Raw genomic sequence first — 13,456 nt, forward strand, 5'->3', positions numbered from 1 at the left:
GACGAATACTCACGTAAGTCGCCGCGCTTTCTATACTTGTGGTGTTCAGATGATTAAACAACCGGAGCTGCAATGATCGATCTCTATTTCGCCCCGACACCCAATGGTCACAAAATTACGCTGTTTCTCGAAGAAGCAGAGCTTGATTATCGCTTGATTAAGGTAGACTTGGGGAAAGGCGGTCAGTTTCGTCCGGAATTTTTGCGCATTTCGCCCAACAACAAAATTCCGGCAATTGTTGATCATTCTCCTGCCGATGGCGGCGAACCGTTAAGCCTCTTTGAGGCTGCTGCCATTTTGTTGTATCTGGCTGAGAAAACAGGACTCTTTTTGAGTCATGAAACGCGTGAGCGCGCCGCCACATTACAGTGGTTATTCTGGCAGGTAGGCGGACTGGGGCCGATGCTTGGGCAAAATCATCATTTTAATCACGCAGCCCCCCAAACCATTCCTTACGCTATTGAACGTTATCAGGTTGAAACTCAGCGTCTTTACCATGTACTAAACAAGCGGCTGGAAAACTCGCCCTGGCTGGGAGGCGAGAACTACAGCATTGCGGATATTGCCTGCTGGCCGTGGGTTAATGCCTGGACTCGCCTGCGAATTGACCTCGCAATGTATCCGGCAGTCAAGAACTGGCATGAGCGGATCCGTTCGCGCCCTGCCACCGGGCAGGCACTGCTAAAAGCACAACTCGGTGATGAGCGTTCGGATAGTTAACAGAAACAGGTTCTCGTGTATTATTTCATCCTAAGTAAAACAACGGAGAACCTGCAATGGCACAACCTGCCGCTATTATTCGTATAAAGAACCTTCGTTTGCGTACGTTTATCGGAATTAAGGAAGAAGAAATTAACAACCGTCAGGATATTGTTATCAATGTGACGATCCACTACCCCGCCGATAAAGCGCGCACTAGCGAAGATATCAACGATGCGCTGAATTATCGCACCGTAACGAAAAACATTATTCAGCATGTAGAGAATAACCGTTTCTCTTTGCTGGAAAAATTAACTCAGGATGTGCTCGATATCGCACGTGAACATCACTGGGTGACGTATGCTGAAGTGGAGATCGATAAACTGCACGCGCTGCGCTACGCCGATTCGGTATCCATGACCTTAAGCTGGCAGCGTTAATCGCCATATCGGGAGGCTGCATGAACATAGTGATCACCGGAGGGACGGGATTAATTGGTCGCCATTTGATTCCGCGTTTGCTGGAGCTGGGCCATCAAATTACGGTAGTGACGCGTAACCCGCAGAAAGCCAGTTCCGTTCTCGGCCCTCGGGTGACACTATGGCAAGGGCTTGCCGATCAAAGCAACCTCAACGGCGTTGATGCGGTAATCAACCTGGCCGGAGAACCGATTGCTGATAAACGCTGGACTCACAAGCAAAAAGAGCGTCTCTGCCAAAGCCGCTGGAATATCACGCAAAAACTGGTCGATTTGATTAATGCTAGCGACACGCCGCCGTCGGTACTCATTTCCGGCTCGGCAACGGGCTATTATGGCGACTTAGGTGAAGTGGTGGTTACCGAAGAGGAACCGCCGCATAACGAATTTACTCATAAACTCTGCGCCCGCTGGGAAGAGATTGCCTGCCGGGCGCAAAGTGACAAAACGCGAGTGTGCCTGCTGCGAACCGGCGTGGTACTGGCACCGGACGGCGGTATTCTCGGTAAAATGCTGCCACCGTTTCGTCTTGGCCTGGGCGGGCCGATTGGTTCCGGTCGGCAGTATCTGGCCTGGATTCATATTGATGATATGGTCAACGGCATTCTCTGGCTGCTGGATAACGAGCTGCGCGGGCCATTTAATATGGTTTCGCCCTACCCGGTACGCAATGAACAATTTGCCCATGCGCTCGGTCATGCGCTGCATCGCCCGGCTATTTTGCGCGTCCCCACAACCGCCATTCGGCTGTTAATGGGCGAATCTTCAGTACTGGTATTAGGTGGACAACGCGCGCTGCCTAAACGGCTGGAAGAAGCGGGTTTTGCGTTTCGCTGGTACGATTTAGAAGAGGCGCTGGCGGATGTCGTTCGCTGATGTGGTTTACAGCAAACATCCGCCAGTTAACTCCCTGTGTTACAGGATTAGTGGCTTTGCGCGATAAGATCGTCTGGTGAAAGTCGGGTCACCATCATAACTAACTCTCTGTCTAAACCTCTATCCAGCATCTCCTGAGCAATACGCAGGGCTTCTTCGTGTTTGCCCTGCATTGCGCCTTCTTCACGTAATCTGTCAGCAATGGTCATCAGTTTCTCCTTTTCTTGTGGTGCGCGTTCTGTTATCTCACCAATAAATGCACGGAAACGCTGGGCATCCCCTGTTTGTAATACGTAATTAAACAGGGCTTTTAGCTGTCTGTCATTAGTGTTCCCTGTAACTAGCAGCGAAACAATTTGGTCGACTAATCCCAACAGATCGCGCTGACGAATATGTTTCTGAATTAACTCCAACAGCGCCATTTTGCGGTGTTGCATAATCTCGTCATCCGGCACCACGGTAATATCCACCAACGGAAACGCTGATGAATATATTTTGCGGGCTATAGCAGGCTCGGCAAATTCATCAAGCCAGCAGAGTGAATAAGGATAAGGACTTCTGCAACCATGATAAAACAGCATCGGGATCACCAATGGAAGCTCTTTATAGCCCGCATCAAGATGGTTTTGCATTGCCGCAATGGAATAACGCATCATGCGAAAAGCCATTAATTCTTCCGGCTTACTTTGGTGCTCTATCACTACATAAATATAACCCACTCCCTCCTGCGTTTTCACAGACCACAAGAGGTCGGAATAATATTGCCGCAGGTCTTCATCAATAAAACTGTTTGGTTCTAGTTTAAGCGTCGTTAAATCACACAGTTTGCGCAGCGGCGCGGGAAGATGAATATTAATAAAATTCCGCGCGGTGTCTGGATGGCGTAAAAAAGATTTAAATACCGCATCATGCGGCGTGGAAGTTGTCGATATTGTCATGGCGTTCCGTCACCCCTCAAATTTAAGATGACGCGACAATAACCACGATTAACACCCAATGCAGCAGGCAGTTTTTATCTTTGGACAGCGAATTCAGAAGTATTTTTAGCGGACTGCAACTTTTACATTTCAGCGGAAGCTGACTCGCAAATTCCCCTTGAAAATACTCCGGCAGCGTTAGCCACCGGAGAGGAAATTATTTCAGCGATCCCTTAAGGAACTGTTGCAGACGAGGGCTTTGCGGGTTGCCAAATAACTGCTCCGGCGCGCCCTCTTCTTCTATTTTCCCCTGATGGAGGAAAATGACGTGAGTAGAAACATGGCGAGCAAAGCCCATTTCGTGAGTCACTACCACCATGGTTTTCCCCTCTTCTGCCAGTTGCTGCATAATACGTAACACTTCGCCTACCAGTTCAGGATCGAGCGCCGAGGTAGGTTCATCAAACAGTAAAACTTCTGGTTCCATCGCCAGCGCCCGCGCGATAGAAACACGCTGTTGCTGACCGCCGGAAAGATGCACCGGATATTTCCCCTGCGCACGTTCGTCTATCCCGACTTTCGCCAGATACTTCACCGCCCGCTCGCGCGCTTCCTGCTTGCTCAGGCCCAACACCTGAATCGGCGCTTCCATGACGTTTTCCAACACCGTCATATGGCTCCAGAGATTGAAGTGCTGGAATACCATCGTCAGGCGTGTGCGCAGTAAGCGCAGTTGATTTTTATCGGCGACTTTGAGTTGACCGTCTTTGTCGCGCACCAGATTGATCGTCTGGCCATTGACCACGATCGATCCTTCACTCGGTTTTTCGAGGAAGTTAATGCAGCGCAGAAAGGTACTTTTCCCCGATCCCGACGATCCGATGATGCTTATTACATCTCCGGCATTCGCTTGCAGTGAGACCCCTTTCAGCACTTCGTGTTCGCCATAGCGTTTGTGCAAATCGATAACGTTTAATTTATTCTCGGACATCGTATTCTCAGTGCGTTGAAGAAGGTTTCACATGCTGCAACCAGCGTTTTTCCGCTCTGCGAAAGAGGCTGATCAGGACATAAGAGATGATTAAATAGAGCACCGCGGCAATGCCGAAGGCGGTAAAAGGTTGATACGTGGCGGCGTTAATATCGCGGGCTATTTTCAGCAGATCCGGCACAGTGGCCGTAAACGCCAGCGCAGTAGAGTGCAGCATCAGGATCACTTCGTTGCTGTATGCCGGTAACGCAATACGCAGCGCAGAAGGCAAAATAATGCAGCGATACATTTTAAAGGTCGAGAAGCCATAGGCTCTGGCGGCTTCAATTTCCCCATGCGGAACCGAACGGATTGCCCCAGCAAAAATCTCGGTAGTGTAAGCGCAGGTGTTAAGCGTCAGCGCCAGCACGGTACAGTTCAGGCCACTGCGGAAGAAAGCGTTAAGGAATTCGGTTCCCTTAACAATCTCAAGCGTGTACATGCCGGAATAGAACACCAGCAACTGAACATACAGCGGCGTACCGCGAAAAATATAGGTAAATAACCAGATTGGAAACTGGATGTATTTATTACTGGAGACACGACCAATCGCCAGAAACAGCGCCAGGACTCCGCCTATCACTACCGACAAAATAAGCAGCCACAGAGTGATCGCCACACCAGTAAAGCGATAACCGTCGGTCCACAGCAGCGGTTTCCAGTATTCATGTAAGATTTCGATCACAGGTCAGCCCTCTTCACACCCACGGAGTAGCGGCGCTCAAGGAACAGCAGCACACCATTGGAAACGGTGGTGAAAACCAGGTAAATCACGCCACAGACGATGGCGAAATAGAACGGTTCCCAGGTACTTTTGCCTGCCAGCTGCGTGGCTTTGACCACATCTTCCAGGCCGAGTAACGAAACCAGTGCGGTAGATTTGAGGATCACCTGCCAGTTGTTGCCAATGCCTGGCAGGGCGTAACGCATCATCGCCGGAAACATGATCCGCCGAAACACTTGCCCGCGAGTAAAACCGAACGCCGTCGCCGCCTCTATATGCCCTTTCGGCACTGCCATAAACGCGCCACGGAACGTTTCGGTAAAATAAGCACCGTAGATAAAACCGAGAGTGATAATACCAGCGACCATCGGATCGATATCAATCTGCCCGACGCCCATCGCCTCCGTCACCATGTTTAGCGCAATCTGCAAACCATAGAAAATCAGCAGCATCAACACCAAGTCCGGCACGCCTCGAATCAGCGTGGTGTACCCTTCGAAAATCAGCCCCGAAAGCCGATTTTGCGAGAGCTTACCGCCAGCGCCAATTAAACCGATGATTACAGCGAGCACTACAGAGCTGATAGCCAGCTCCAGCGTGACGAGCGCACCCTGTAAAATAACACCTGAAAACCCATACAACATGCTGCCTGTCCTGTCGTGTGTGGTGAATTACCGCCTCTTGTCTCCCTCCGGTTACCCGAAGGGAGCGGGCTTTCTTTCACCGATGGCGATTAACCACCATAAACATCAAAATCGAAGTACTTTTTCGCTAATTTCTCGTAAGTACCGTCAGCGCGCATTTCGGCAAAGGCTTTGTTCAGTGCCTCGCGCAGTTCGTTATCTTCTTTACGCAGGCCCATGCCGGTCCCTACGCCAAACAGTTTTTCATCTTTAACAGACGGACCACCGAATTTGTAATCTTTACCGACGGGTTGTTTGAGGAAACCTTCGCTGGCAGCGACCTCATCCTGGAACGCGGCATCAATACGTCCGGCAGTCAGGTCAGAATAAATGTTGTCCTGCCCCTGATACGAGACGATTTCAATGCCTTTTGGTGCCCAGTGTTCATTACCGAACGTCTCCTGGGTGGTGCCCTGCAATACGCCTACCCGTTTGCCTTTCAGCGACTCGACTGTCGGCTGAATGTCAGAATTTTTCGCCACCACCAGACGAGAATCGGCAGCGTACAGTTTGTCGGTGAAGGCAATTTCTTGCTGACGTTTTTCCGTAATGGAAAGCGATGACATGATGGCGTCAATCTTCTTCGCTTTTAAGGACGGGATTAACGCATCCAGCGGGTTTTCGACAAACGTACATTGCGTATTGATGCGCTTGCACAACTCCTTCGCCAGCTCGATATCGAAACCAACCAGTTCGCCTTGTGAATTTTTTGATTCAAATGGCGCATAGGTCGGGTCGGTACCGATGCGGATGTTTTGCGGAATTGCAGCAAGTGCCGCAGTTGCGCTGGAGAAGGCCAGAACCAGAGAGAGCGATAGCACCAGTTTTTTCATAATGTCCTCAACTGACAGTCTTTTTATAGGGAATATTTACAGGTTTGTTACACTTATCGTGCCATAAAATTGACCATCAAGGCAAAATATCCCGCCCCGTTAGACGTATTATTTTTCATTAAAAATGCTTAAGTATGCATTTCAATGCACCACGATAGTGCAACAAACCTGGCGTGCACCATGATGATCATTCCATCAGGTACAGCTTCCCAGCGACGTATCAGTCACCGTAGACATTAAAGTCGAAATACTTTTTCGCCATCTTGTCGTAGGTGCCGTCCTGACGCAGCTCGCCAAGCGCCTTATTGAAGGCAGCCGTCAGTTCAGCATAATCTTTACGTAGCCCTACACCGGTGCCATCACCGAAGTATTTTTTGTCTTTTACTGATGAGCCAGCAAAAGCGAAATCTTTACCAGCAGGTTGCTTGAGGAATCCTTCGCTGGCAGCAACTTCATCTTGTAACGCAGCATCCAGACGTCCTGCAGCCAGATCGGAATAGACCAAATCCTGGTTGGCATAGGCCACCACATCCACGCCTTTACTACGCCAGGTCTCGTTAGCGTAAGCTTCCTGGGTTGATCCCTGCAGCACACCAACATGTTTACCTTTCAGTGAATCCAGCGTTGGCTGAATCGGTGAACCTTTGGCAGCAATCAAACGAGAATCTGCGGCGTACAGCTTGTCGGAGAAGGCAATCTCCTGCTGACGTTTATCGGTAATGGAAAGCGACGAAATAATAGCGTCGATTTTTTTCGCTTTCAGTGAGGGGATCAGCGCGTCAAAGTCACTGGCAACCCAGGTACATTTCACCTGCATCCGTTTGCACATCTCGTTACCGAGATCGATATCAAAGCCAACAAAATCACCTTTAGCATCTTTCGACGAGAACAGCGCATAGGTGGTATCGGTTCCGATACGTACCGTCTCCGGTAGCGCCGCATAGCTGGAAGCCGCTGCGGAGAGACCGACTAATAAAGACAGAGCGAGAATCGACTTCTTCATACATAACCCTCAAGTGAAAATGGCTTTTTTATGTTGTGTATTGTGTTGTGTGTTTGCAGGCTCTTTCATGCAGGTCTTATGCCATCTTGACGACAACAGTAACATTCAACGTTAAATATGTTAATAAGACATTGCATTATTGTCCTGAAGTTGAAGATAGCAGGTATAGCGGTTGAATCGCAGCGTTTCGATTGAATGGCAGAAACAAAATGTCGAGGATTTGATCGCGGTTGCAAAATTGCCCTGAAACAGGGCAACAGCGGAGTTATGCGCCCTGCCAGCGGGCAAAGAGATCTTCAGGAAGGGTTATTGCAAACTGGTCAAGAACACGATTAACCGTCTGATTTATCACATCATCAAGGGATTGCGGGCGATGATAAAACGCCGGAACGGGAGGCATAATCACCGCACCGATTTCTGCCGCCTGAGTCATTAAACGCAGATGGCCTAAGTGCAATGGTGTTTCACGCACGCAGAGCACCAACGGGCGACGCTCTTTCAGCACCACATCTGCCGCACGGGTCAGTAAGCCATCAGTATAGCTATGGACAATGCCGGACAGGGTTTTGATTGAACAGGGTAAAATCACCATCCCCAGCGTCTGGAAAGAACCGGAAGAGATGCTGGCGGAAATATCGCGCGCATCGAGCGTGACATCAGCTAATGCCTGCACTTCGCGCAGGGAAAAATCCGTTTCGAGGGATAAGGTCTGGCGCGCCGCCTGGCTCATCACCAGATGCGTTTCGATATCTGTGACATCGCGCAGAACCTGTAATAAGCGCACGCCATAAATCGCGCCGCTGGCACCGCTGATGCCTACAATGAGTCGTTTCATAAATAGTTGCCCTGTCAGACTTGCAGGCAGACTTTGCAGTATTTCGGCGGGAGTTGCAAGTCAGGGTGCCAGACCGGCACCCTCAGCGAAGGCATCATCCTTCGTTATGCATTTCGAGATTTTCCACTTCGTTCTGACGTTGCACTGCTTTGGCGTCATCATTACGTAACGTATCGAGGAAATCGAGGTAGCCCTGATCAACATCTTTGGTGACGTAGACGCCGTTGAACACCGAGCATTCAAACTGCTGGATATCCGGATTTTCAGCGCGAACGGCGTCGATCAGATCGTTCAGATCCTGGAAAATCAACCCGTCAGCACCGATGATCTGGCGAATTTCATCAACTTCGCGACCGTGAGCGATCAGTTCCGTGGCGCTCGGCATATCAATACCATAAACGTTCGGGAAGCGAATTTCCGGTGCCGCAGAAGCGAGGTACACTTTCTTCGCTCCGGCTTCGCGTGCCATCTCGATAATCTGCTCAGAAGTGGTGCCACGGACGATGGAGTCGTCGACCAGCAGGACGTTTTTATCGCGGAACTCGGCGCGGTTGGCATTCAGTTTACGGCGCACGGACTTACGACGCAGCTGCTGGCCCGGCATGATAAAGGTGCGGCCAACATAGCGGTTTTTAACGAAGCCCTGGCGGTACGGTTTGCCCAGAATACGAGCAATTTCCAGCGCGATATCACACGAGGTTTCTGGGATCGGGATCACCACGTCGATATCCAGATCTTCCCATTCGCGGGCAATTTTCTCGCCCAGTTTCGTGCCCATATTCACACGCGCGCTGTAAACGGAAATTTTGTCGATAAACGAGTCCGGGCGGGCAAAGTATACATACTCAAACAGGCACGGATTGCTGACCGGATTGTCAGCACATTGACGGGTAAACAACTGCCCTTCTTCAGTGATGTAAATCGCTTCGCCCGGCGCGACGTCACGCAGGAAATCAAAGCCCAGCGTATCGAGCGCTACGCTTTCGGAAGCGACCATATATTCTGTACGGTTCTCGTCAATATCACGTTTTCCCAGTACCAGCGGACGAATCCCGTTTGGATCGCGGAAAGCAACCATACCGTGGCCGATAATCATCGCCACACAGGCATACGCGCCGCGGATTAAGCGGTTTGTGGCAGCAATGGCAGCGAAAATATTGTCGGCTTCCAGCGGGTAGTGGCGGAAGTTGTCCAGCTCGCTGGCGAAGATATTAAGCAGAATTTCCGAGTCGGAAGTGGTGTTGATGTGGCGGCGTTTTTCTTCAAACAGTTTTTTACGCAACTCGTGAGCGTTGGTCAGATTGCCGTTGTGGGCAAGCGTAATGCCATACGGGGAGTTAACGTAAAACGGCTGCGCTTCAGAGGCGCTGGAGCTGCCAGCCGTAGGGTAACGCACATGACCAATGCCCATATTGCCCTGCAAACGCTGCATATGGCGAGCTTCAAATACATCGCTCACCAGCCCGTTCGCTTTACGCAAACGGAAGCAGTTATTGGCATCTATGGTGATGATGCCGGCGGCATCCTGACCGCGATGCTGAAGCACCGTTAAGGCATCATAAATCGACTGGTTAACCGGCATAACACCGGCGATACCGACAATACCGCACATACGTCTTTTTCCTCGTTAAGCCACATCTCAGAGCACTTACGCTCTGGGCAAGAAACTTGACGAGCTTTGCAGATAATCAAAAAACCATCTGATGATAAAACTGAATTGCGGGATCAGCTGTGATTTGCTCCAGTCTTCACTTTTCGACACCCCGGTAAAGGAGTCGAGAAAGAAGAGAATGGCGGCAACAATCAACACACCGCGCAACGCACCGAAACAGACGCCCAGCACCCGATCGGTGCCTGACAACCCCGTTTTCTCCACCAACTGGCCTATCACGAAGTTCACGATAGCACCAACGATCAGGGTAGCGATAAACAGTACCGCGATGGCAATCCCATTTCGAACCAGTTCGTCTTCAAAGCCCGTAAACCAGACTGACAGGTAAGTGTAGTAATGACTGGCAACAAAGAAAGCACAACCCCATGTCACCAGCGATAACGCTTCACGAACAAAGCCGTGGATCAGGCTAACCAGAGAGGAAAAAGCAATCACCGCGATTATGGCGTAATCAATCCAGACCATATGTGTCCCACGATTTTACGCCCTGTCATCCTGTTCGGGGCGCATTCTAACAGAAAAAGAAAACGTTTGCGTAGGGATTTCCTTCCCGCGCATCAATAAAAATGGCGCTGAAAAAATATTCAACGCCATCGACTTTTTATGCCTTTGCGGCATCGTGCAATGCGTGTCGGATGCGGCGTAAACGCCTTATCCGACCTACGGTTCTAACACTGCCCAAGCCTGATAAGACGCGCCAGCGTCGCATCAGGCAAGACTGTATTAATTCGGCGTATAGCCCATTACCACGCCACTTAAGCCAGAAAGTTGCTTCAACTCACCCAGCGAACCTTTCAGCTTATCTTTCGAGGCATCCGGCCCAACCAGAATACGGGTAATTTTACCCTGCACTGGCGTGGATGGCGACGTATAAACCCGATAACCGGCACCGCGCAGCTTACCGACAATCTCATTCACTTTATCGGCATTTTTCAGCGCACCCAGTTGCACAACATAGGCTTTACCCGTTGGCGCTGCTTTTTCTTCCACGACCGGCTTCGGTTCTGGCTTCGGCGCAGGTGGTACTTCAACCTTTGGTTTAGGCGGCTCCACCGGTTTCGGCTTCGGTGGGGCGACCGGTGCAGGTTCCGGTTCAAACTCGGTGTTATTGGCTGCAATAGTGGCCGGATCGAGCGACGGTGCTGCGGCATCACCTGCCCGCACCTCTTCCGCTGCGCCTTCCGGCGGCTGCGTCGGCAACGCCTGGGTGGCGGCTGGCATCATATCAGGCTCATCACGATCGCCCGCTTTCGGCACCAGCGGGATAGCCGCGAACTCATCCTGATAATGTTTTTTCTGCCCGTCCAGCAGCCCTGGAAGTACAATCACCCCCAGCGCCACCAGCACGATCGTGCCCACTAACCGATTCTGAAACTTACTTGCCACCGCTTCTCCTCGCGTCAATCACTTCCATGACATGTGCGACCGTGTGGAAAGAACCACACACCAGCACGGTGTCTTCCGCTTTAGCGTCCGCCATTGCGGCATCCCATGCCTGCGCAACGCTATCAAATGATTTGCCGTTACCCAAATGCTCAAGCAGTTGTTCTGCCGTGGCACCGCGCGGCCCTTCCAGTGGCGCACAATACCAGTCATCAACCACGCTTTTCAACCAGGCCAGAGTTCCGGCAATATCTTTATCATGTAGCATACCGATAACCGCCAGCACGCGCCCGTTTTTCGGTAGCGCTTTCATACGCCCGGTGAGATATTCCGCCGCATGTGGATTATGCGCGACATCAAAAATAACGCGTGGCGACTCGCTCACAATCTGGAAACGTCCCGGCAAAATTGCGCTGGCAATCCCGTCGCGAATGGCATTTTCACTGACTTCCAGCCCGCTGGCACGCAGTGCCGCCAGCGCCGTTGCGGCATTCGGTTGCGGGACAAGCGGCAACGGCAGATTTTCCAGCGTGCCGTGAGCATCGCTAAACGCCCAGTCATGATCGGTGACGGAATAGTTCCACTCAACGCCCCGACGTTGTAACAGTGCACCTTTTTCCTGCGCCACATCAGCAATGGTAGAAGGCATTTCCGGCTCACCGACAATTGCCGGTTTTTCGCTGCGGAAGATGCCTGCTTTCTCGAGACCAATACTTTCGCGATCTGGACCCAGCCAGTCGGTATGATCCAGCGCAATACTGGTTACTACCGCGACATCGGCATCGACAATATTGGTTGCGTCCAGACGACCGCCCAGCCCTACTTCCAGAATCACCACGTCAAGTTGTGCCTGCTTGAACAGCCACAACGCCGACAGCGTACCGTACTCGAAATAGGTCAGGGAAATATCACCGCGTGCCGATTCAATCTCCGCAAAAGAGGCGGTGTGGGCCGATTCCGGCAATTCCTGGCCCTGCACACGTACGCGCTCGGTATAACGCACCAGATGAGGCGAACTGTAGACGCCCACTTTGTACCCTGCCGCCATCAGAATCGACTCCAGCGTACGGCAGGTGGTGCCTTTGCCATTCGTACCCGCAACGGTAAACACAAATGGCGCTGGTTTCAGGACGCCAAGACGCGCCGCGACCTGGCTCACGCGCTCAAGGCCGAGATCGATAGTTTTACTGTGCAGGTTTTCCAGATAAGAAAGCCACGAAGCCAGAGGCGACGCGGCTTGAGGAGTGCGTTTGATAATCATGGTATCCGCTGATTCGTTACGGTGAGAATAGCAAAAGGGCAGAGCCAGTGGCCCTGCCCTTATCAGTTATCAGGCCTCAGGTTCCTGATCCGGTACCGGGGGTACCACTACGCCTTCACGCGGCGCTTCAGGATTCGGCGCTGGCAGATTCATCAACTTCGCCAGAATGCTCGCCAGTTTCAGGCGCATTTCCGGACGACGGACGATCATGTCGATCGCGCCTTTCTCGATCAGGAATTCACTGCGCTGGAATCTAGGCGGCAGTTTTTCGCGAACGGTCTGTTCGATAACACGCGGACCGGCAAAGCCGATTAACGCTTTAGGTTCAGCGATGTTGAGATCGCCCAGCATGGCGAAACTTGCAGAAACACCGCCCATCGTCGGGTCGGTCAGCACGGAGATGTACGGCAAGCCGCGCTCCTGCATTTTTGCCAGTGCCGCAGAGGTTTTCGCCATCTGCATCAGCGACATCAGTGCTTCCTGCATACGTGCGCCACCAGAGGCGGAGAAGCAGATCAGCGGGCAGTTATCTTCCTGCGCCTGCTCAACGGCACGCACGAAACGTGCACCCACAACAGACCCCATTGAACCGCCCATAAAGGCGAACTCGAATGCCGCAGCGACAACCGGCATTCCATACAGAGTGCCTTTCATCACCACCAGCGCATCTTTTTCGCCGGTTTCTTTCTGCGCAGATGCCAGACGGTCTTTATACTTCTTGGAGTCACGAAACTTCAGCTCATCTTTCGGCTCAAGCTCGCTACCCAGCTCCACAAGGCTTCCTTCATCTAACAGGCTATGCAGGCGATTACGCGCTGTCATACGCATGTGATGGTCACACTTCGGACAGACCTCAAGATTACGTTCCAGCTCAGCGCGGTATAAAACCTGACCGCAGCTATCACACTTAGTCCACACCCCTTCAGGAATGCTCGCCTTGCGGGTGGGAGTAATGTTGCTTTTAATTCGTTCAATCCAGCTCATTAGGGACCTTTCTGTCTGAACCTGGTTCGATGCCAGTTTTATCTTTGGGGACGCATAATGCCATTTTTGCCCCCAACA

General features: G+C 51.5%; 15 protein-coding genes. 3 read left to right on the forward strand and 12 right to left on the reverse strand.

Annotated features, from left to right (window positions below):
- The first annotated feature begins 72 nt into the window (after positions 1 to 72).
- Genes yfcG through ABZJ92_RS02980 form a run of 3 tightly spaced genes read left to right on the forward strand, consistent with a single transcriptional unit; the run spans position 73 to position 2,053 of the window.
- Positions 73 to 720, forward strand: coding sequence for a GSH-dependent disulfide bond oxidoreductase (yfcG, locus tag ABZJ92_RS02970; RefSeq protein ID WP_000566464.1), 648 nt, complete (start codon positions 73 to 75; stop codon positions 718 to 720).
- 56 nt (positions 721 to 776) lie between these two features.
- Complete coding sequence (gene folX, locus ABZJ92_RS02975) at positions 777 to 1,139, forward strand: dihydroneopterin triphosphate 2'-epimerase (protein WP_000068457.1); 363 nt, start codon at positions 777 to 779, stop codon at positions 1,137 to 1,139.
- 20 nt (positions 1,140 to 1,159) lie between these two features.
- Positions 1,160 to 2,053 carry a TIGR01777 family oxidoreductase gene (locus ABZJ92_RS02980; RefSeq protein ID WP_001028345.1) on the forward strand — a complete coding sequence of 298 codons (894 nt, stop codon included), beginning with the start codon at positions 1,160 to 1,162 and terminating at the stop codon, positions 2,051 to 2,053.
- A 47-nt stretch (positions 2,054 to 2,100) separates the two neighbouring features.
- On the opposite strand, the gene rpnB is transcribed toward ABZJ92_RS02980, so the two are convergent.
- The 12 genes from rpnB to accD all read right to left on the reverse strand — a co-directional run bounded on the left by rpnB (position 2,101) and on the right by accD (position 13,378).
- Entirely contained in the window at positions 2,101 to 2,991 is an 891-nt protein-coding gene (rpnB, locus tag ABZJ92_RS02985) for a recombination-promoting nuclease RpnB (RefSeq protein WP_000156161.1), read from the reverse strand.
- A gap of 196 nt (positions 2,992 to 3,187) precedes the next feature.
- Positions 3,188 to 3,961 carry a histidine ABC transporter ATP-binding protein HisP gene (gene hisP, locus ABZJ92_RS02990; RefSeq protein WP_001293612.1) on the reverse strand — a complete coding sequence of 258 codons (774 nt, stop codon included), beginning with the start codon at positions 3,959 to 3,961 and terminating at the stop codon, positions 3,188 to 3,190.
- A gap of 7 nt (positions 3,962 to 3,968) precedes the next feature.
- Entirely contained in the window at positions 3,969 to 4,685 is a 717-nt protein-coding gene (locus tag ABZJ92_RS02995; protein ID WP_000569958.1) for an ABC transporter permease, read from the reverse strand.
- Positions 4,682 to 5,368 carry a histidine ABC transporter permease HisQ gene (hisQ, locus tag ABZJ92_RS03000; RefSeq protein WP_000965510.1) on the reverse strand — a complete coding sequence of 229 codons (687 nt, stop codon included), beginning with the start codon at positions 5,366 to 5,368 and terminating at the stop codon, positions 4,682 to 4,684. The genes ABZJ92_RS02995 and hisQ overlap by 4 nt, the downstream gene beginning before the upstream one ends.
- An 89-nt stretch (positions 5,369 to 5,457) precedes the next feature.
- Entirely contained in the window at positions 5,458 to 6,240 is a 783-nt protein-coding gene (gene hisJ / locus ABZJ92_RS03005; RefSeq protein ID WP_000737628.1) for a histidine ABC transporter substrate-binding protein HisJ, read from the reverse strand.
- A gap of 220 nt (positions 6,241 to 6,460) precedes the next feature.
- The gene (gene argT / locus ABZJ92_RS03010) at positions 6,461 to 7,243 is read right to left on the reverse strand and encodes a lysine/arginine/ornithine ABC transporter substrate-binding protein ArgT (RefSeq protein WP_000748245.1); all 783 of its coding nucleotides are present in this window, start codon (positions 7,241 to 7,243) and stop codon (positions 6,461 to 6,463) included.
- Positions 7,244 to 7,508: 265 nt separating this feature from the next.
- A complete protein-coding gene (ubiX, locus tag ABZJ92_RS03015; protein WP_000825706.1) occupies positions 7,509 to 8,078 on the reverse strand; it encodes a flavin prenyltransferase UbiX in 570 nt (189 codons plus the stop codon).
- A 94-nt stretch (positions 8,079 to 8,172) separates the two neighbouring features.
- A complete protein-coding gene (gene purF, locus ABZJ92_RS03020) occupies positions 8,173 to 9,690 on the reverse strand; it encodes an amidophosphoribosyltransferase (protein WP_000334220.1) in 1,518 nt (505 codons plus the stop codon).
- Positions 9,691 to 9,726: 36 nt separating this feature from the next.
- Complete coding sequence (gene cvpA, locus ABZJ92_RS03025) at positions 9,727 to 10,215, reverse strand: colicin V production protein (protein WP_000262103.1); 489 nt, start codon at positions 10,213 to 10,215, stop codon at positions 9,727 to 9,729.
- A 258-nt stretch (positions 10,216 to 10,473) separates the two neighbouring features.
- Entirely contained in the window at positions 10,474 to 11,136 is a 663-nt protein-coding gene (gene dedD / locus ABZJ92_RS03030) for a cell division protein DedD (protein WP_000146998.1), read from the reverse strand.
- Positions 11,126 to 12,394, reverse strand: coding sequence for a bifunctional tetrahydrofolate synthase/dihydrofolate synthase (gene folC, locus ABZJ92_RS03035; protein WP_000584565.1), 1,269 nt, complete (start codon positions 12,392 to 12,394; stop codon positions 11,126 to 11,128). Before folC ends, dedD begins: the two co-directional genes overlap by 11 nt.
- Before the next feature lie 69 nt (positions 12,395 to 12,463).
- Positions 12,464 to 13,378, reverse strand: a complete 915-nt coding sequence (gene accD, locus ABZJ92_RS03040) for an acetyl-CoA carboxylase, carboxyltransferase subunit beta (protein WP_000118391.1) — start codon at positions 13,376 to 13,378, stop codon at positions 12,464 to 12,466.
- Between the last annotated feature and the right edge of the window lie 78 nt (positions 13,379 to 13,456).

The organism is Shigella sp. FJ200513, from assembly GCF_040495915.1.
Classification (GTDB): domain Bacteria; phylum Pseudomonadota; class Gammaproteobacteria; order Enterobacterales; family Enterobacteriaceae; genus ECMA0423.

What these genes read in the sequence shown, in the direction of transcription:
- hisJ (WP_000737628.1), bottom strand. Translation starts at nt 6,240, where the DNA reads ATGAAAAAACTGGTGCTATCGCTCTCTCTGGTTCTGGCCTTCTCCAGC.
- folX (WP_000068457.1), top strand. Translation starts at nt 777, where the DNA reads ATGGCACAACCTGCCGCTATTATTCGTATAAAGAACCTTCGTTTGCGT.
- hisP (WP_001293612.1), bottom strand. Translation starts at nt 3,961, where the DNA reads ATGTCCGAGAATAAATTAAACGTTATCGATTTGCACAAACGCTATGGC.
- ubiX (WP_000825706.1), bottom strand. Translation starts at nt 8,078, where the DNA reads ATGAAACGACTCATTGTAGGCATCAGCGGTGCCAGCGGCGCGATTTAT.
- purF (WP_000334220.1), bottom strand. Translation starts at nt 9,690, where the DNA reads ATGTGCGGTATTGTCGGTATCGCCGGTGTTATGCCGGTTAACCAGTCG.
- folC (WP_000584565.1), bottom strand. Translation starts at nt 12,394, where the DNA reads ATGATTATCAAACGCACTCCTCAAGCCGCGTCGCCTCTGGCTTCGTGG.
- yfcG (WP_000566464.1), top strand. Translation starts at nt 73, where the DNA reads ATGATCGATCTCTATTTCGCCCCGACACCCAATGGTCACAAAATTACG.
- rpnB (WP_000156161.1), bottom strand. Translation starts at nt 2,991, where the DNA reads ATGACAATATCGACAACTTCCACGCCGCATGATGCGGTATTTAAATCT.
- ABZJ92_RS02980 (WP_001028345.1), top strand. Translation starts at nt 1,160, where the DNA reads ATGAACATAGTGATCACCGGAGGGACGGGATTAATTGGTCGCCATTTG.
- hisQ (WP_000965510.1), bottom strand. Translation starts at nt 5,368, where the DNA reads ATGTTGTATGGGTTTTCAGGTGTTATTTTACAGGGTGCGCTCGTCACG.
- cvpA (WP_000262103.1), bottom strand. Translation starts at nt 10,215, where the DNA reads ATGGTCTGGATTGATTACGCCATAATCGCGGTGATTGCTTTTTCCTCT.
- accD (WP_000118391.1), bottom strand. Translation starts at nt 13,378, where the DNA reads ATGAGCTGGATTGAACGAATTAAAAGCAACATTACTCCCACCCGCAAG.
- argT (WP_000748245.1), bottom strand. Translation starts at nt 7,243, where the DNA reads ATGAAGAAGTCGATTCTCGCTCTGTCTTTATTAGTCGGTCTCTCCGCA.